Annotated in this window: 15 protein-coding genes; 6 read left to right on the top strand and 9 right to left on the bottom strand. The window is 65.3% G+C overall.

Annotated features, from left to right (window positions below; genetic code table 11):
* Positions 1–27 precede the first annotated feature (27 nt).
* Positions 28–1,395 (top strand): MATE family efflux transporter, encoded by a 1,368-nt coding sequence (locus tag U5782_RS26080; RefSeq protein ID WP_322046785.1) that lies wholly within the window; start codon positions 28–30, stop codon positions 1,393–1,395.
* Positions 1,396–1,479: 84 nt separating this feature from the next.
* Here U5782_RS26080 and lipA read toward each other — a convergent pair whose 3' ends face one another.
* Genes lipA through U5782_RS26110 form a run of 6 tightly spaced genes read right to left on the bottom strand, consistent with a single transcriptional unit; the run spans position 1,480 to position 7,593 of the window.
* Positions 1,480–2,481 carry a lipoyl synthase gene (gene lipA, locus U5782_RS26085; protein ID WP_322046786.1) on the bottom strand — a complete coding sequence of 334 codons (1,002 nt, stop codon included), beginning with the start codon at positions 2,479–2,481 and terminating at the stop codon, positions 1,480–1,482.
* 2 nt (positions 2,482–2,483) lie between these two features.
* Complete coding sequence (locus tag U5782_RS26090; protein ID WP_322046787.1) at positions 2,484–3,605, bottom strand: acetoin dehydrogenase dihydrolipoyllysine-residue acetyltransferase subunit; 1,122 nt, start codon at positions 3,603–3,605, stop codon at positions 2,484–2,486.
* 4 nt (positions 3,606–3,609) lie between these two features.
* A complete protein-coding gene (locus U5782_RS26095) occupies positions 3,610–4,614 on the bottom strand; it encodes an alpha-ketoacid dehydrogenase subunit beta (protein ID WP_322046788.1) in 1,005 nt (334 codons plus the stop codon).
* Positions 4,615–4,660: 46 nt separating this feature from the next.
* Positions 4,661–5,638 (bottom strand): thiamine pyrophosphate-dependent dehydrogenase E1 component subunit alpha, encoded by a 978-nt coding sequence (locus U5782_RS26100; protein WP_322046789.1) that lies wholly within the window; start codon positions 5,636–5,638, stop codon positions 4,661–4,663.
* Between the two features lie 57 nt (positions 5,639–5,695).
* The gene (locus U5782_RS26105) at positions 5,696–6,472 is read right to left on the bottom strand and encodes an SDR family NAD(P)-dependent oxidoreductase (protein WP_322046790.1); all 777 of its coding nucleotides are present in this window, start codon (positions 6,470–6,472) and stop codon (positions 5,696–5,698) included.
* A 59-nt stretch (positions 6,473–6,531) separates the two neighbouring features.
* A complete protein-coding gene (locus U5782_RS26110) occupies positions 6,532–7,593 on the bottom strand; it encodes an ATP-NAD kinase family protein (protein ID WP_322046791.1) in 1,062 nt (353 codons plus the stop codon).
* A gap of 483 nt (positions 7,594–8,076) precedes the next feature.
* On the opposite strand from U5782_RS26110, the gene U5782_RS26115 reads away from it, so the two are divergent.
* From U5782_RS26115 to U5782_RS26125, 3 genes are all read left to right on the top strand, one after another.
* Complete coding sequence (locus tag U5782_RS26115) at positions 8,077–10,044, top strand: sigma-54-dependent Fis family transcriptional regulator (RefSeq protein WP_322046792.1); 1,968 nt, start codon at positions 8,077–8,079, stop codon at positions 10,042–10,044.
* Between the two features lie 316 nt (positions 10,045–10,360).
* A complete protein-coding gene (locus U5782_RS26120; RefSeq protein WP_322046793.1) occupies positions 10,361–10,957 on the top strand; it encodes a helix-hairpin-helix domain-containing protein in 597 nt (198 codons plus the stop codon).
* Between the two features lie 116 nt (positions 10,958–11,073).
* A complete protein-coding gene (locus tag U5782_RS26125) occupies positions 11,074–11,514 on the top strand; it encodes a YidB family protein (protein ID WP_322046794.1) in 441 nt (146 codons plus the stop codon).
* Positions 11,515–11,618: 104 nt separating this feature from the next.
* On the opposite strand, the gene clpB is transcribed toward U5782_RS26125, so the two are convergent.
* Complete coding sequence (gene clpB / locus U5782_RS26130) at positions 11,619–14,216, bottom strand: ATP-dependent chaperone ClpB (RefSeq protein WP_322046795.1); 2,598 nt, start codon at positions 14,214–14,216, stop codon at positions 11,619–11,621.
* Positions 14,217–14,339: 123 nt separating this feature from the next.
* Complete coding sequence (locus U5782_RS26135; RefSeq protein WP_322046796.1) at positions 14,340–14,855, bottom strand: Rrf2 family transcriptional regulator; 516 nt, start codon at positions 14,853–14,855, stop codon at positions 14,340–14,342.
* Between the two features lie 131 nt (positions 14,856–14,986).
* Here U5782_RS26135 and U5782_RS26140 point away from each other — a divergent pair, with 131 nt between their 5' ends.
* On the top strand, positions 14,987–15,538 hold the full coding sequence (locus U5782_RS26140) for a group III truncated hemoglobin (RefSeq protein WP_322046797.1): 552 nt from the start codon (positions 14,987–14,989) through the stop codon (positions 15,536–15,538).
* Between the two features lie 348 nt (positions 15,539–15,886).
* Entirely contained in the window at positions 15,887–17,212 is a 1,326-nt protein-coding gene (locus tag U5782_RS26145) for a M23 family metallopeptidase (RefSeq protein ID WP_322046798.1), read from the top strand.
* 210 nt (positions 17,213–17,422) lie between these two features.
* Here the strand turns inward: U5782_RS26145 and U5782_RS26150 are convergent, their stop codons facing one another.
* Positions 17,423–17,902, bottom strand: coding sequence for a molybdenum cofactor biosynthesis protein MoaE (locus U5782_RS26150; protein ID WP_322046799.1), 480 nt, complete (start codon positions 17,900–17,902; stop codon positions 17,423–17,425).
* Between the last annotated feature and the right edge of the window lie 13 nt (positions 17,903–17,915).

Below are 17,915 nucleotides of genomic sequence, written 5' to 3' on the forward strand. Positions count from 1 at the left end.
AGCCACCACAGAACCACAGAGACCGCAGTGACGACGACCTTCCTCGGCGACGTCCGGCGCATCGCCGGCCTCGCCTGGCCGGTGCTGGTCGGCCAGCTCGCGATCATCGCGTTCGGCGTGATCGACACGGCAATGGTCGGCCGCTATTCGGCGCTCGATCTTGCGGCGCTCGGGCTCGGCTCGTCGATTTATGTTTCGGTCTATATCGGCCTCACGGGCATCCTCTCGGCGCTTCAGCCCGTCACGGCGCAACTCTACGGTGCCCGCAAGGACACCGAGATCGGCGAAGAAGTGCGCCAGGCCTTCTGGCTCGCACTCGTGCTGATGGTGATCGGCTTCACGATCCTCTATTTCCCCGGCCCACTGCTCGACCTCGCGCGCGCGCCCGAAGCGCTGCGCGATCGCACCATCGGCTATCTGCGGCTGCTCTCGTTCGGGCTGCCCGCGAGCCTCGCGTTTCGCATCTACAGTTCGCTGTCCAACGCGGTCGGTCGCCCGCGCCTCGTGATGTTCCTGCAAGTGGGCGCACTCGCCATCAAGGTGCCGCTCAATACCTGGCTGATCTTCGGCGGCCTCGGCGTGCCCGCGCTGGGCGGCCCCGGCTGCGCGCTCGCCAGCACGTCGATCAACTGGGCGCTGGCGCTGTGCGCCGCCGTCGCGTTCAAGCGTATCGAGGTGTTCGCGCCGTTCGAGATCTTCAGGCACTTCTGCTGGCCCGTCTGGAAGCGCCAGATGGAACTGCTCAAGCTCGGTATTCCGATGGGACTGTCGTATCTCATCGAGGTGACGTCCTACACCTTCATGGCGATTTTCATCGCGCGACTGGGCACGACGACGCTCGCCGGGCATCAGATCGCCGGCAACATGGGTGCGGTGCTCTACATGACGCCGCTCTCGATTGGTGTGGCGACCTCGACACTGGTCGCGCAGGCGCTAGGCGGTAACCGCCCCGCCGAGGCGCGCACGCTCGCGCGGCACGGCGTGATGACGGCCGTGGCGATCGCCTGCGTTTATGGTGCGATCGTGTTCGTGCTGCGGCCGCTCATCATCGGCGGATACACGCCCGATCCCGCCGTGGCGGTGGCAGCGATGCCGCTCGTCGCGATCGTGACGGTCTATCACGTGTTCGACGCGCTCCAGATCACCACGGCCTTTGCGCTGCGCGCCTACAAGGTTGCCGTGGTGCCGACGGTCATCTATGCGATCGCCCTTTGGGGCGTGGGCCTGGGCGGCGGCTATGCGCTCGGTTTCGATGTGTTCGGCACCCTGCCCGCCTGGGCGACTGGCGCGCGCGGTTTCTGGATCGCCAATGCGGCGAGTCTCGTGATTGCAGGCGCAGGGCTGGTCGTGTATCTGTCACGCGTCAGCACCCGCTATCTGCGGGCTGAAGTTTGATGTTGGTTGACGCGCGCAGAGCGCGCGTCGGTTAAGTCGATTGCGCGCTTGGCTGTTAGTTGCATAACAACGCAACGTGCGCAGTCAGGCCGTTTTGCGCGCCGCCTCCACCGTTTGCGCCGCATGATACGAAGACCGCACGAGCGGCCCGGCCACCACTTCGCGAAAGCCCATCGCGAGCCCCGCTTCGCGCAAGTCCGCGAACGCATCGGGATGCACATAACGCCGCACCGGCAAGTGATAGCGCGAGGGCGCAAGATACTGGCCGATCGTCAGCACTTCAACGCCGTGTTCACGCAAATCGCGCATCGTCGCCTGAAGTTGCACGTCGGACTCGCCGAGCCCCACCATCAGCCCCGACTTCGTCACGAGCGCACCATGTGCCGCCTTGGCGCGCGCGAGCAGATCAAGCGAGCCGCGATAATCGGCGCCCGGTCGCGCCGCGCGATAAAGCGAAGGCACGGTCTCGACGTTGTGATTGAACACATCGGGCCACGCCGTTGAAAGCGAATCGAGCGCCCGGTCGATTCGCCCGCGAAAATCCGGTGTGAGAATCTCCACGCCGATACCGGGCACGCGCCCGCGCACCTGCTCGATGCACCGCGCGAAATGGGCCGCGCCGCCGTCCCGCAGATCGTCGCGGTCCACCGAGGTGATCACGACATGCCGCAACCCGAGCGCCGCCACCGCGTGCGCCAGATGCGCGGGCTCGTCGGCATCGAGCGGCGCGGGCCGCCCGTGCGCAACGTCGCAAAACGGACACCGCCGCGTGCACAACCCGCCCATGATCATGAAGGTGGCCGTGCGCTGCGCGAAGCACTCGCCGATGTTCGGACACATCGCCTCCTCGCACACCGAATGCAGCCGATGCTCGCGCAGCACGGCGGCCACTTGCGCGACCGTCGTGCTCATGAGCGGGCGCGCCCGCAGCCAGGGCGGCTTCGGCAACGCCTCGCCTGCTGGCGCCGGCACGATCTTCACCGGAATCCGCGCGAGCTTCTCGCGGCTGCGCAGACCGTGCTGGCCGAGCGCGGTATCGCCCGGCAGCATCGCCTGCGCCGTTACCTCGGACGCGCCCTCGCTCATGGTCAGCCTCCCGCCTCGAAAAAGGCCTTGAGCAGGCGATTGACCTCGGCGGCGGCTTCCATCTGCACCATATGTCCCTTGCCCGCGATCACCTCGATTTGCACGCTGGGCGCAAGACCCTGCGCGTGGCGCGCCGGAATGATCTGGTCGCTCTCGCCCCAGACCACCAACACCTTTGGCGCAAGCGTCGAGAGCCTGTCGCGAAACACACGCCGCTGCGCACCGCCCTCGAACGCCTGCGCCGAAATCTTGCGCAGTGCCTCCTGCACGCCTTCGAGCCGCTTGTACTTCACGAGATCCTCGACGAGCTGGCGCGTCACCAGCGCGGGATCGGCGAACAGCTTCGTCACATGCGGCTTCAGCGCGTTTCGGTTCGCCGCCGAGACGAAGCCCTCGATATACGCGCCGTCGATTTCGTCGCCGAGTCCTGCGCTCGCGATCAGCGCCAGCGAAGCAACACGCGTGGGAGCCTTTTCGGCCACCGCCATCGCCACTGCACCGCCGAGCGAGTGCCCCACCAGATGCGCGCGTTCGATCTGTTGCGCGTCGAGAAACGCGATCGCACTCTGTGCGAGTTCGTCGAGCGCCCCGCTTTCCAGCGTCTTGCCCGATTCGCCGTGCCCCGGTAGATCGAGCGCCCAAACGGTGCGGTCGGCCGCAAGATCGGCGTGATTGAAGAGCCAGTTGTTCAGATCGCCGCCAAAGCCGTGAATCAGCACGACCGGCGTCCCGCTGCCCTCGCCGAGCTTGAGCCAGCGCATCGTTCGCCCGCCGATCTGCGCCTTCTCGGGCTGCGGCCCCACGTCCGCGTCGCCCGCTTTCGCCGGTACGAAATCACGCTGAAACTCGCTCACCACGGCATCTATTTCGGCATCCGAAGCTTCTAGATCGGCGACCACACCGAGCAGCGCCCCCACCGGCAGCGTATCGCCCTCCTGGGCGATCTGCCGCCGCAGAATGCCTTCGAACGCGCACTCGACGCCCGAAGCGATCTTGTCCGATTCGACGTCCAGCAGTTCTTCGCCTTTCGTGACCTTGTCGCCCAGCGACTTGAGCCAGCCGTTCACCTGGCCCTGCTCCATCGACAGCCCCCATTTGGGCATCGTGATCATATGGATCGGCATAACGTCAGCTCCTTGCGGCGCGCGCGGCTTCGACGATCCGGTCCGCCGAGGGGATATAGAGGTCTTCGAGTGAGGCCGCGAACGGCACCGGCGTATGCGGCGCAGTCACCATGCCGACCGGCGCCTTGAGATCGTGAAACGCCTTGCTGGCGACCAGCGCCGCAATGTCGGTGGCGATCGAGCAGCGCGGATTCGCCTCGTCCACCACCACCACGCGACCGGTGCGCTGCACGCTTTCGAGAATGGTGTCCTCGTCGAGCGGCGACGTCGTGCGCAGGTCGATCACGTCGGCCTCGATGCCTTCTTTCGCGAGCTTTTGCGCCGCGTCGAGCGCGTAGTGGACCATGCGCCCATACGTCACGAGCGTGACGTCATCGCCATCGCGCACGATGTTCGCTTCGCCAAACGGAATCGAATACGACTCTTCGGGCACCTCGCCTTCCATCGTGTAGAGCAGTTTGTGCTCGCAGAAGATCACCGGGTCGTTGTCGCGGATCGCCTGGATCATGAGGCCCTTCGCATCATAGGGCGTGGCCGGGCACACGACCTTGAGCCCCGGAATATGGGTGAAAAGCGAAGTCAGCATTTGCGAGTGCTGGGCCGCCGCGCGCAGCCCCGCGCCGTACATCGTGCGGATCACCACGGGCGTAACTGCCTTGCCGCCGAACATGTAGCGGAATTTCGCGGCCTGGTTGTAGATCTGGTCGAAGCACACGCCCATGAAGTCGATGAACATCAGCTCGGCCACTGGCCGCAAGCCGCACGCCGCCGCGCCCACCGCCGCGCCGATGAAACCGCCCTCCGAGAGCGGCGTATCGAGCACGCGCCCCGGGAATTTGCCGTAAAGCCCTTTGGTCACGCCGAGCACGCCGCCCCAGGCGTCCTGCTCGCCGGGCGCGCCCGCGCCGCCCGCGTTGTCCTCGCCCATCACAATCACGCTGTCGTCGCGCGCCATTTCCTGTGCGAGCGCTTCGTTGATCGCCTGCGAATAGGTAATTTTCCGTGCCATTTTCGTCTCCTTGATCTGGAATCCTGATGATTTGACCGCAAGGCGTTCAGGGATAGGACACGTACACGTCGGTGAGCAGCGCTTCGGGCGCGGGCAACGGCGCGGCCTTCGCTTTCACCACGGCGTCGTCGATCAGCGCCTTGACTTCGGCGTCCACCTTGCGCAGATCGTCGGCGCTCGCCAGTTCCGCACGCACCACGCGCTCTTCGAAGCGCTTGAGGCAGTCCTTTTCGTCACGCAGCTTCTGCACTTCGCCGGGCGCGCGATAGGTCTGCGCATCGCCCTCGAAATGGCCGAAATAGCGCGAGAGTTTCATTTCCACGAGCGTCGGCCCGCCGCCGTTGCGCGCGCGTGCAATCGCCTCGCCCAGCGCCTCGTGCACGGCAAAGAAGTCGAAGCCATCGACGATCACACCCGGCATGCCGAAGCCGTTGGCGCGGTCTGCGATGTTGTCGGCGGCCACCGACCAGGTGGACGAAGTCGCTTCCGCGTAGCCGTTGTTTTCGGCCACGAAAATGACGGGCAGACGCCAGACCGAGGCCAGATTCATCGACTCGAAAATCACGCCCTGATTCGAGGCGCCATCGCCGAAAAAGCACACGCCCACGCCGCCGGTTTTCTTGTGCTTCGCCGCGAGCGCCGCGCCACAAGTGAGCGGCCCGCCCGCCCCGACGATGCCGTTCGCGCCCAGCATGCCTTTCGAGAGATCGGCGATATGCATCGAACCGCCCTTGCCCCGGCATGAGCCGGTCTCGCGGCCGTAGATCTCGGCCATCATCTCGCGCACGTCCACGCCCTTGGCGATGCAATGGCCGTGGCCGCGGTGCGTGGTGGCCACATAATCGGCATCGTTCAGATGGCTCATGACGCCCACCGCCGACGCCTCCTCACCCGCATAGAGGTGCACGAAACCGGGAATCTCGCCGGTCGCGAATTCGACGTGCAAGCGCTCCTCGAATTCGCGGATCGTGCGCATCGAGCGATACGCCTTCAGCAACTGTTCCTTGTTCAACTGGCCTGACATGGTTGTCTCCTGTCGATAAGACACGGGTTATGCCTCTAGCACTGCGAAACGGCGGCCTCAGTGGAACGTGAAGCCGCCGTCGACGTTGACCGACTGGCCCGTGATGTTGTCCATCGTCGCGAAGAACAGGGCGAGCCGTCCCATGTCCTCCGGAGTCTGCGCGCGGCCTTGCGGAATCAGCGTGAGCTGATGGCGCTGCCACGATTCCTCCACGCTCTCGCCAGCGTTTTTCCATTCGTCCGAGAGCCGGTCCCACATATAGGTGCGCACGATGCCCGGGCAGATCGCGTTGACGGTGATGCCTTCGCGCGCGACTTCCTTGGCGAGCGCGTTGGTGAAACCCACCACGGCGAACTTCGAGGCGCTGTAGTGCGCGAGATTCGGAAAACCCTCCTTGCCCGCGATCGACGCGACGTTGACGATGTGCCCACGCTGTTGCGCGCGCAGATGCGGCAGCGCTGCCTTGCAGCCAAGGAAGGTGCCCTTGGCGTTGACGTCCATGACGAAATCCCAGTCCTTTTCCGAGAGTTCGGCAACCGGATGAATCGAGATCACGCCCGCGCAGTTCACCAGGATGTCGAGGCCGCCCAGATCGGCAAGCGCGCGCGCCACCATCGCCTCGACCTGAGCCGCCTGCGTGACATCGACCTTGCAGGTGCTCACGCGGCGGCCGAGTTCGCGGACCGCCCTGGCAGTCGCAGCTAGCGGCTCCTCCAGCAGATCCGCGAGCAACAGATCGGCGCCCGCCTGCGCGAGTGTGAGCGCGATGCCGCGGCCTATGCCGCGCGCGCCGCCGGTGACGATCGCGACCTGGCCTTTGAGGGGTTCGTGCATGCTGATGTCTCCTTTTGTTGGGTTGCTCGTTGGGTTATTCATTGGCGTGGTGACGTCGGCTAGCGCGACGTCACCGCCTCGCGCATCAACTGGTGCGACGCTGCATAACGCATCGTGCGAGTGACATCGACGGTGAGCGGCCCCTGCCAGTCCAGCGTGACTTCGTAGCGGTCGCCGCGGGCCGGTTCGATCTCGCGCTCGCCGTCGAAGGCGAGCGTGCCGTGGCCCGCTTCGAGCGGCAGCGCCATGCCCACTTCGAGCCGCTGGCAGGTGCGCATCGTCACGCGTTCGATGCGGCCCGGCGCGATCGGAGCCATGAGCGGCACGCCTTCTTTCGTCGCGCCTGTCGAGTGATCGAAGGTCATGCGCAGACCGTGAGCGGCGTCGCGCCCAACAGGCGCCCACGCGCCGCCAATGGATGCAAGACCGATACCGTCGGGCGGTGCAAAGGCAAGAAATAACGATTCGATATCCGAACTATCTGAAATCGCCCTTGCCCCCACAAAAGGCTGACGCGACACGCAGATATCGACCAGCGCGATTTCCTCATGACCGCGATTGGGGCCTTCGACGCAGCGCGCAACCAGGCGCTTGTTGCGCACCAGCGCGGCTTCGGCGGGCACCGCGCCGGTGGCGACCAGCGCGCCCGCCATGCCGGCGATCGTGGCCTCACGTAGTTCGGGAAAAGCGTTGTTGGTGCCGGTGGATAGCGCGACGAGCGGCGTCGAGCCACAGTGCGCGGCCACGGCGCGATGGGTGCCGTCGCCACCCAGCACGGCGATCAACGCGACCTGCTCGCGGACCATCTGCGCGACGCCCGCGTGGGTATCGGCGACGCTCTCGCTAACAGGCAAATCGAGGAATTCGACCGCCGGCCAACGCTCGTGCGTCGCCACGGCGGCGTGCGTTTCCAGCGCACGCAGCACCAGCGCGGCGACGCCCGTGCAATCGCGCAGCGTGAGCACGCGCTCGACGCCCAGCGCGCCGAGACCGGCCAGCAGGCGCACGACCATATTGGCCTTTTCCGCCGTCGGGAAAACGGATGCATGCGTGGTGAGGCGGCGGATATCGCGACCCGAAGCCGGGTTCGCGATCACGCCTACGGTCACGGGCGTCGTCACGGGCCTTGTCTCCTGTCCACGCGGCGCGAAGCGCGCATGGACGTGTTGTGATGGCGGCATCCGTGCAGCGGGGTAGCGCGCCTTTGTTGCCCGTACTCTCTGCAAGCGCTATGCCAATCTCGTAGTCACGACACGCCGTGCCGCTGAAAGGCTTGGCCGATGGGCGTTTGCCGTGACTGGCCCGATGCGGCCCTTCACACGGCGACAGGCACGACGGCGTCTCACGCGATCGTCCGACCTGCGCCGCATTCACGTGCCTTCAGTTCGACGCCCGAGACGGATAACGTCAAAGCCTCGCCCGACGGGCTTCGCGCCGTATCGCGTCGCGTCTCACCGGCGTCTCGCAGCGCGTTGAGACGATCGTCTCAGCCGTCTCGCATGCTGCGCTGCGGTGTGATCACGCGCGCCGGATGTGCTACAAAAGATCGCGCCGCCCGCTCGCCGCGCTCACTCTGGATCGTCTGGATACGTCTGGAATCGCCCATGCCCTACGCTCTTGCGCCCACCCGGCACGCCGAACGTGTGCGCGGCGCCGTCGAAGGCCGCTTGCCCGCGCCGTCCGACTCGCCACGCCTTGCGTCGTCGTGGCAGCGCTCGTTCGAGCGCTATCAGCTCGATCCGGGCTCGGTGATCGGCCCGCGTGTGCTGAGCGCCGCCGAACTGCGCGAGATCCGTGAGCGCGAAGAAGCGTTCCTGCGCGCCTCCGGCCAGTGCCTCGCGCGCCTGCACGAGACCGTGCGCGACGCCGATTACTGCGTGATGCTCACCGACGCGCACGGCGTCACCATCGACTACCGCATCGACCGCCAACGCCGCAACGACTTCAAGCACGCGGGCCTCTACATCGGCTCGTGCTGGTCGGAGAGCGAAGAAGGCACCTGCGGCATCGCAAGCGTGCTCACCGATCTCGCACCGATCACGGTGCACAAGACCGATCACTTCCGCGCGGCCTTCACGACGCTCACTTGCAGCGCCGCTCCGATCTTCGCGCCGGGCGGCGAGTTGATCGGCGTGCTCGACGCCTCCGCCGTGCAGTCGCCCGACAACCGCGACAGCCAGCGCATCGTCAATCAGCTCGTGCGCCAGAGCGCCACGCTCATCGAGGACGGCTATTTCCTGCATCGCACCTCGGCCTGCTGGATCCTGTTCGGCCATCAGAACCGCAATTACGTCGAGGCGCAGCCCGAGTTGCTGATCGCCTTCGACGAGAACGGCAACGTGATGGCCGCGAACCGGCGCGCGCGCGAATGCATCGCGGGTCTCGACGCGCCCCGCCATATCGACGAGATCTTCGATTCCTCGCATGTCCAGTTGCGCGATATCGGCCGCGTCGAAGCGATCGCCGCGCTGCGCCTGCGTGCGAGCGGCGCGATGCTCTATGCACGCATTCGCGCGCCGCTCGGGCGCACGGCGTCGCCGGGCCAGCACGGCGCGACGCCCCTGCGCGATGCGCGCGCGGCACACCACGACGAGGTGCGCGACGCCAGCGCGCTCGGCCCGTTTCTGCGCAGCACCGACACACGCGTCGCCGACAACGCCCGTATCGCCCAGCGCGTGGCGGGCAAGCGTCTGCCCGTGCTCCTGCTCGGTGAAACGGGTGCGGGCAAAGAAGTGTTCGCACGCGCGATCCACGATGCCGGCCCGCGCCGCAACCGGCCGTTCGTGGCCGTGAATTGCGGCGCGCTGCCCGAGTCGCTGATCGAGAGCGAACTGTTCGGTTATGCGCCGGGCGCCTTCACGGGTGCGCGCCGTCATGGCGCACGCGGCAAGATCGCTCTCGCCGATGGCGGCACGCTCTTTCTCGACGAGATCGGCGATATGCCGCTCACGCTCCAGACGCGCCTGCTGCGCGTGCTGGCAGAAGGCGAGGTACTGCCGCTCGGTAGCGAAGCGCCCACGCGCGTCGATCTCGACGTGATCTGCGCCACCCACCGCGATCTCGCGCAGATGGCGGCCGTTGGGCAGTTCCGCGAGGATCTCTACTACCGCCTGTGCGGCGCGGTCCTCACGCTGCCGCCGCTGCGCGAGCGGCGCGACATCGCCATGCTGATCGCATCGGTATTCGCCGAGGAAGCCCAGGCGGCAGGCCGCCCGCTCGTGCTGGACGCCGGACTGGCGACGCGGCTGGCCGCGTTCGCGTGGCCCGGCAATCTGCGCCAGTTGCGCAACGCCATGCGCTACGCATGTGCGGTTTGCGACACGGTGCGCGTGGAAGCGCGCCATTTGAGCGCCGATCTCGCGGCGCAATTGCCGTTGGCGAGCCCAGGCGAAGCGCACCTGAACACGCCCCGCACTCTGGAGAGCGAGGCCGACGAACGCGCGCGCATCCTCGCCGCGCTCACCACGCATCGCTGGCGTCCGAATGCGGCCGCTAGCGCGCTCGGCATCTCGCGCGCAACGTTGTACCGGCGTATCGCGAAGCTCGGCATCATCGGCCCGCATCGGGCCTGACGCGTCCTTCTGAGCTCACTTCTGGGCACACTTCAGCGCACATCACGACGCGCACCACGCTGGCGCACCTCGCGCCGCCGCTCCCACAGCAATCCCGCCACCAGAATGCACAGAAGTATTAAATATTGTGCGGCGCGATTGTCTTGCCACGCAACCGTGGGTATAAATCGACGGCTTCCTGTTCGCTTCCTGTCCGGATCCTGTCAGCTTCCCGTCCACGGATACGCCAACTGTCCTATTCTTGTAGCGCAGCGCCATCGACTGGATGCGTCGTCCGTTCCCGGCTAACCGAAATGCCCTCAATGGAGTGATTGCCATGCTCAAGAAGTTGCTGATGCTGTTCCTCGCGATTGGATTTTCGTTGTCCGCGGCGCTTGCCGTGGCCGGCGTCGAAGTCAACACCGCCGACGAAACCGCGCTCGAATCGGTCAAGGGCATCGGCCCCGCGCACGCCAAGGCGATCATCGACGAACGCACGAAAAACGGCCCGTTCAAGGACGCCGACGACCTCGTGACCCGCGTCAAGGGCATCGGTCCGAAGTCGGTGCAGAACCTGGAGGCCGCGGGGCTGACGATCAATGGCTCGTCGGCACCGCCGGCGGGTAAGCCGGCGACTTCGGCGAAGAGCAGCAAGAGCACGGCGGCGGCCACGACGGGCACGGCGCCGAATCCTGCTACCACCACGGCACAGACCACGCCTGCCGCCACGACCGCGCCACAGGCCGCCTCGGATGCGAAGGCAAGCAAGTCGAAGCATAAGAGCAAGAAGGACGCCGCTGCGAGCGCCGCCGATGCGAGCACTGCTGCCTCGGCACCCGGCGCGGCGTCGGATACCAAGGCCAAAAAAGGCAAGAAGTCGAAGAAGAGCAAGGCCGCCTCGGATGCGGCCGCATCGGGTGCTTCGGGCACCTGAACACCACGCAAGGTTTCGGCGTCCACGATTCCAGCGTCCACTTTCCGGCGCGCAACGCGCGCCATACCACTCACCGGCCGTGGCTCCCGCCACGGCCAATATTCAGAGAGATCATCATGAGCCTGCTCGATACCCTCGGTTCCCTGCTCGGTTCGTCGCAACAGCAACAAGGCGGCGGCCAGGCCCAACTCATCGCGCTGGCGATGGAATTCGTCAACAACCAACCGGGCGGCCTGAACGGCCTCCTCCAGAAGTTCCAGCAAGGCGGCCTCGGCGAAATCGCGCAATCGTGGGTCGGCAACGGCGAGAACCAGGCGGTTTCCGCCGATCAGTTGCATAACGTGCTGGGCTCCGACGTGGTGTCGGGCCTCGCGCAAAAGGTCGGCATGGAGCCGAGCCAGGTGAGCGGCCTGCTCGCCCAGGTGCTGCCGCATATCGTCAACGCCGGCACGCCGACCGGCGAAGTGCCGCAAGGCGGCCAGATCAACAGCGAAAGCGTGCTGGGCACGCTCGGCGGTCTTGCATCGCTGCTCGGCGGCGGCAACAAGCAGGCATAAGCACGCTTGGGCGCGGCTGAGCGCCCAAGAAAAAAGGCTCCCCGCCTGGGGAGCCTTTTGCATTTGCGACGGTGCGAACCTCGCAGCCCGCACTACTGTCGCGCTTAGTGCACGACGCGTTCGAACACGAGCTTGCCGTCCTGCACATCGACCGGAATCACGTCCTTCGGCCCGAACTTGCCCGCGAGGATCAGCTTGGCGACCGGATTCTCGATCTCCTGCTGGATCGCACGCTTGAGCGGCCGCGCGCCGAACAGCGGGTCGTAGCCGACGTCCGCGATCTTGCCGAGCGCTTCGTCCGACACCACGAGCTCCATGTCGAGCTTTTCCAGACGCTCGCGCAGGCGCTGCAACTGGATCTTCGCGATCGACTCGATGTTCTGCTTGCCGAGCGCATGGAACACGACGACTTCGTCGATACGGTTGAGGAATTCAGGGCGGAACTGCAGCTTCACTTCGTTCCACACCGCGTCCTTGACCACTTCCTGCGGCTCGTCGACCATCGCCTGGATCAGATGCGAGCCGATGTTCGAGGTCATCACGATCACCGTGTTCTTGAAGTCGACCGTGCGGCCCTGGCCATCGGTCATGCGGCCATCGTCGAGCACCTGTAGCAGCACGTTGAACACGTCCGGGTGCGCCTTCTCGACTTCGTCGAGCAGAATCACGCTATACGGCTTGCGGCGCACGGCCTCGGTCAGATAACCGCCTTCCTCGTAACCCACGTAGCCCGGCGGCGCGCCGATCAAACGCGCGACGCTGTGCTTCTCCATGAACTCGCTCATGTCGATGCGGATGAGATGGTCCTCCGAATCGAACAGGAAGCCCGCGAGCGCCTTGCACAACTCGGTCTTACCCACGCCCGTCGGCCCGAGGAACAGGAACGAGCCATAGGGCTTGTTCGGGTCCGCGAGACCGGCGCGCGAGCGGCGGATCGCGTCGGCAACCGCCACGATCGCCTCGTCCTGGCCGACCACACGCTCGTGCAGCTTGTCCTCGATCAGCAGCAGCTTTTCACGCTCGCCCTGCATCATGCGCGAGACCGGAATGCCGGTCGAACGCGAGACCACTTCCGCGATTTCCTCGGCGCCCACCTGGGTGCGCAAGAGACGATGGCGCGTCGGGTTGCTCTGCTCGCTCGCCTCGGCCTGCGCGACCTGCTTGAGTTGCGCTTCCAGTTGCGGCAGCTTGCCGTACTGGAGTTCGGCGACCTTTTCGAGCTTGCCGTCGCGCTGGAACTTCGTAATCTCGGCGCGCACGCGGTCGATCTCTTCCTTGATCTGCGCGCTGCCCTGCACGGCGGCCTTTTCCGCGGTCCAGATCTCTTCGAGGTCCTTATATTCCAGGCTCAGGCGGTCGATCTCTTCCTCGATCAGCTGCAGACGCTTCTGCGAGGCTTCGTCCTTTTCCTTCTTGACGGCTTCGCGTTCGATCTTCAGCTGAATCAGACGACGGTCGAGCTTGTCCATCTCTTCGGGCTTCGAATCGATTTCCATCTTGATCTTCGAAGCGGCTTCGTCGATCAGGTCGATAGCCTTGTCTGGCAGGAAACGATCCGTGATGTAGCGATGCGACAGCTCCGCCGCGGCTACGATCGCCGGGTCGGTAATTTCGACGCCGTGGTGCAGTTCGTACTTCTCCTGCAGACCGCGCAGGATCGCGATGGTCGCCTCGACCGACGGCTCATCCACGAGCACCTTCTGGAAGCGGCGTTCGAGCGCGGCATCCTTCTCGATGTACTTGCGATATTCGTCGAGCGTAGTCGCGCCGATGCAGTGCAGCTCGCCGCGCGAGAGCGCCGGCTTGAGCATGTTGCCCGCATCCATTGCGCCTTCGGCCTTGCCCGCACCCACCATCGTGTGAATTTCGTCGATAAAGACGATGGTCTGGCCTTCGTCCTTGGCGATGTCGTTGAGCACCGACTTCAGACGCTCCTCGAACTCGCCGCGATACTTCGCACCCGCGAGCAGCGCCGCCATATCGAGCGAAAGCACGCGCTTGCCCTTGAGCGTTTCCGGCACTTCGCCGTTGACGATGCGCTGCGCGAGGCCTTCGACGATCGCCGTCTTGCCCACGCCCGGCTCGCCAATCAGCACGGGATTGTTCTTGGTGCGGCGTTGCAGGATCTGGATCGAGCGGCGGATTTCGTCGTCGCGGCCGATCACGGGATCGAGCTTGCCGGCGCGTGCGCGTTCGGTCAGATCGACCGTGTACTTCTTCAGCGCTTCGCGCTGGCTTTCCGCGTCCTGGCTGTGCACTTGCGCCCCGCCGCGCACCGCGACGATCGCGGCTTCCAGCGCCTTGCGCGTCAAGCCGTTCTTGCGCGCAAGCTGACCGGCGTCACTCTTGTCGTCGGCGACCGCCAGCAGAAACATCTCGCTCGCGATGTAGGTGTCGTTGAGCTTCTGCGCTTCCTTGTCGGCCTGATTGAGCAGGCCCGTGAGCTCGCGCCCGACCTGCACGTTGCCGTCGGTGCCCTGCACCTGCGGCAGGCGGTTGATGGCGTCGTTAAGCGCGTTCTGCAGCGCCTGCACCTGCACGCCCGCACGCGACATCAGCGAACGCGCGGAACCGTCCTGCTGCGCGACGAGCGCCGCCAGCAGGTGGACCGGTTCGATGTATTGATTGTCGTGGCCGACAGCCAGGCTTTGTGCGTCGGCGAGTGCTTCCTGAAACTTGGTGGTGAGTTTGTCGATTCTCATTTGAAGCGAGACCTCCAGAATTTTTAACTGTCACCAAATCTAAGGGGTCATGCGCCATTTTCAAGCGCCCAGCACGTCATTTTTTCCGATTTTTACGACGGGAGCGTGTAGCGCCGCCAGCGCTCAATGGTCGCGCGAGGTCTCGCGCCGCGCAACCGTTGCCGTCGCTGGCTTGGCGCTGGGTACGAACGTGATCGGCGCGAGGCCGAGCAATCCGGTCAATTCACCCGCTGGCTGCGCGAGTTCGCCGATGGTGTGGCGATCGAGTTCGGCGAGAAAGGCATCGCGCGCAGCCGCCAACGCGTGCTTGAGTCGGCATTGCGGCTCTATGACGCACTGTCGACGCTCGCCGTGCTCGTCGGGAAAGCAGCCGACCAGCGCGAAATCGCTCTCCGTTTGCCGCACCACCGCGCCGACGCTGAGTTCAAGCGATTGCGGCGCGAGCCGCAAGCCGCCATTGCGCCCGCGCACGGTATCGACCCAGCCCAACTCCCCGAGACGATGCACCACCTTCATCAGATGATTCTTCGAAATGCCGTAGGCATCCGAAATTTCCTGAATCGTCGTCAGGCCGTTGCGGCGCAAGGCGAGGTACAGCATCACGCGCAGCGAGTAGTCGGTGTAATCGGTCAATCTCATGGCAAGGGGGTTCGAACGGAAGCAGAAACGGGAATCCCTACATTAACATGCAGACGGCATGCAGGTTTTAGCGCAGCCGAGTATCATGACCCGCTCGCAGCGCGTTCCCCGCTTTATCCTCAGGCTCCACCATGACTCACCCCGACGCCCATGCCGCCCGCGTGCGGCACACCGCCCCCACCGAAGAGAACATCCGCGAACTCGTCTACGCGTTCTACGACCGTGTACGCGCCGATGCCCTGCTCGGCCCGGTCTTCGATGGCGCGCTTGCCGGCCGCTGGGACGACCATCTGCCGAAGATGTGCCGTTTCTGGTCGAGTCTCGTACTCGGCAGCAAGTCGTATCGAGGCAATGTGCAGCAGGCGCACGAACCCGTGCCGGGGATCGAGCCGAAGCATTTCAGCCACTGGCTCTATCTTTTTCTCGACACGGTTCAGGCCCATTACGAACCCGCCGCCGCCGTGCGCTTCATGGAACCGGCGCTGCGAATCGTCCAGAGCCTGCAACTGAGCCGCTTCGGCTGGGATTATGTGATTCCGGCCGAACAAGTCGCGCTGCTCGAGACAATCGCGCCCCGGCGTCACCCCGCCGGGCATGGGCACGACCTGCCGGAACGCCCTGCTGGCGAGCCATTTCCGGCCAAAATCATCGGCCGTTCGATGGATCACGACGAAGCCGCCTAAGCCCCTTGGACCGCCCGCCATCCGGGCTTCGGCAAGTCTGGCTGTTAGTTGCAATTAATAAGCAATCTGCCCCCGTTTTATGCGCATAAGGTCGACCGCCTCATCGCACCGCTTCACCCTCCCGCCATTCGAATTCGTTCTACAGATTCCCCTGAGGCCGATTCGTAAAATTTCTTCATTACTCGTTGGGCTGCGCGGCGCGATGACCTGATCCTCGCCACGCGCCGCTGCCATGCTCGGCCGCTCCTGCCCGCGTTCCTTTGTTTCTCACCGCGAGATCCCTACGTGACTGACTTACGCTCCTCCCTTGCGCGCGGGCAAGCTTTCTCCATGACGGCGGCGCACCCATTGCCACTCAAACGCAAGACGCCTGGCGGTATTGCGGCGCTGATGGCCCTGGGCTTGGCCACGGCGCTCGTACCCGGCGCCCAGGCCGCCGTTTCGACGTCGTTCGCCCCAAGCCCGGCACTCCCCCACGCCACGTTTGCCAACGAAAAGACCTTGCGAGCCGCGTCGCCCGTGACGTCCTTCGATGCGATCTGGCCGTCGCTGCGTGACGTCGACGGCGAGTTCGCCCAGCCGTTCGCCCTGAGCGCGGATGCAACGCCGTTTGCTATGACGCCGCCATCGAACACGCGCATGCCCGGCATCGTCTGCTCACGCCTCGCCTCGATGTGCCTGCCGCTCGCGGATGAGCCGCTAGCCGAAGGCTCGCTCGCCTCGGACGATCACGGATGGTCCGGCCCCGTGATCGCGCTGGATGCGGGCATCGCGTCGGCATTGAACGCACCCGACGCCGCATCGGCGTTCGGCCTGCCGGCGAGCGAGGTGCAGTCAGCCGCCGGGTCGATCGACTCGACCTTGCGCGCATCGCTCACGCAAGCCGGTTTGCCCGCCAGCGTCGCTACGCAAATCGAAACCCTCTTCGCAGGCCGTGTCGATCTCGATGCCCACGCACAGGCGGGCGACACTTTCCGCGTGATGCTGGATCAGGTCGACGGCCTGATGACGCCACGTATCGCCTCTATCGCGCTGCGCCTGCAAGGCGCAACGTACGACGCACTGTGGTTCCGGGCGCCTGGCGCCGCCCGCGGTGCGTACTACACGCTCGATGGCGCGCTGCTCGCAGGCAAGCCTTTCGCGATGCCGCTCGATTACCGTCGGGTGAGTTCGCCATTCGGCATGCGCACGCATCCGGTGTTTGGCGAGCCGCGCTTTCATGCTGGCATCGATTTGACCGCGCCCGTCGGCACGCCGATCCATGCGGCCGCTACCGGCACGCTGGAACTGGCCGCCAGCGGTCATGGCTACGGCAAGCTGGTCGTGTTGCGTCACGACGATGGCTACTCGACCCGCTATGCGCATCTGGTTGCGTGGGCGAGCGGGTTGCGCTCCGGGCAGCGAATCGAGCAGGGCGAGGTGATTGGGTATGTCGGCCGCACGGGCACGGTGACAGGGCCACATCTGCATTTCGAGGTGCGTCTGAACGAGCGCCCCGTCGATCCGCTGACGCTGACCTCGCGCGAGTTCGTCGCACCGCTGAGCGGCACCGCAAGGATGGCTTTCGAGGCCAGGGTTGAAAACGCGCGCACCAGTCTGGCTGCGTTGACGCCGTCGGAGGGGTCGTTGGGCGTGCGCATGGCTTCAGTGGCCATCCCCAGACGCGTCATCTAAGCGGCGGCGATGCGCGAGACACTCCGCTCGCACCGCTCAGGCACGACGGGGGCCAGCGCCGTGACGGTACGCGCCCCAAACGAGGCATGAGTCCGGGAGAACGCCGACCATTGTTCCGATCGTCCAGGAACAATGGCGAAATCAACGGCATGAGGCGCGATAGTTCCTTAAATACCGGAACGATCAATCGATATCGCGCAAGCCCGCCCGTCAACCCTCGTTCGCCGCATTCCCCGACTTCACGCCCCAGCGCGCCAGCGCCGCGTCGTCACTCGTGCGCGCATCGACCCAGCGCGCGCCATGTTCGGTCTCTTCCTTCTTCCAGAACGGCGCTTCGGTCTTGAGATAGTCCATCACGAACTCGCACGAGGCGAACGCATCGCCGCGATGCTTCGAGGTGGTCACCACCAGCACGATCTGGTCGAGCGGCGCGAGCTTGCCCACCCGATGCACGATCAGCACCTCGATACCCGGCCAACGCCGCTGCGCCTCGGTCACGATGCCTTCGAGCGCCTTTTCCGTCATGCCCGGATAGTGCTCGAGTTCCATCCCCGCGACACTGCTGCCGTCATTGAGATCGCGCACGGTGCCGACGAAGCACGCCACCGCGCCAATCGCCGGGTTGTGGGCACGCAACTGCGCGACTTCGGTGCTCAGGTCGAAATCTTCGGTCTGGACGCGTACGGGCATGGCTTTATTCCCT

This window comes from Paraburkholderia sp. J67 (assembly GCF_905220265.1).
GTDB lineage: Bacteria > Pseudomonadota > Gammaproteobacteria > Burkholderiales > Burkholderiaceae > Paraburkholderia.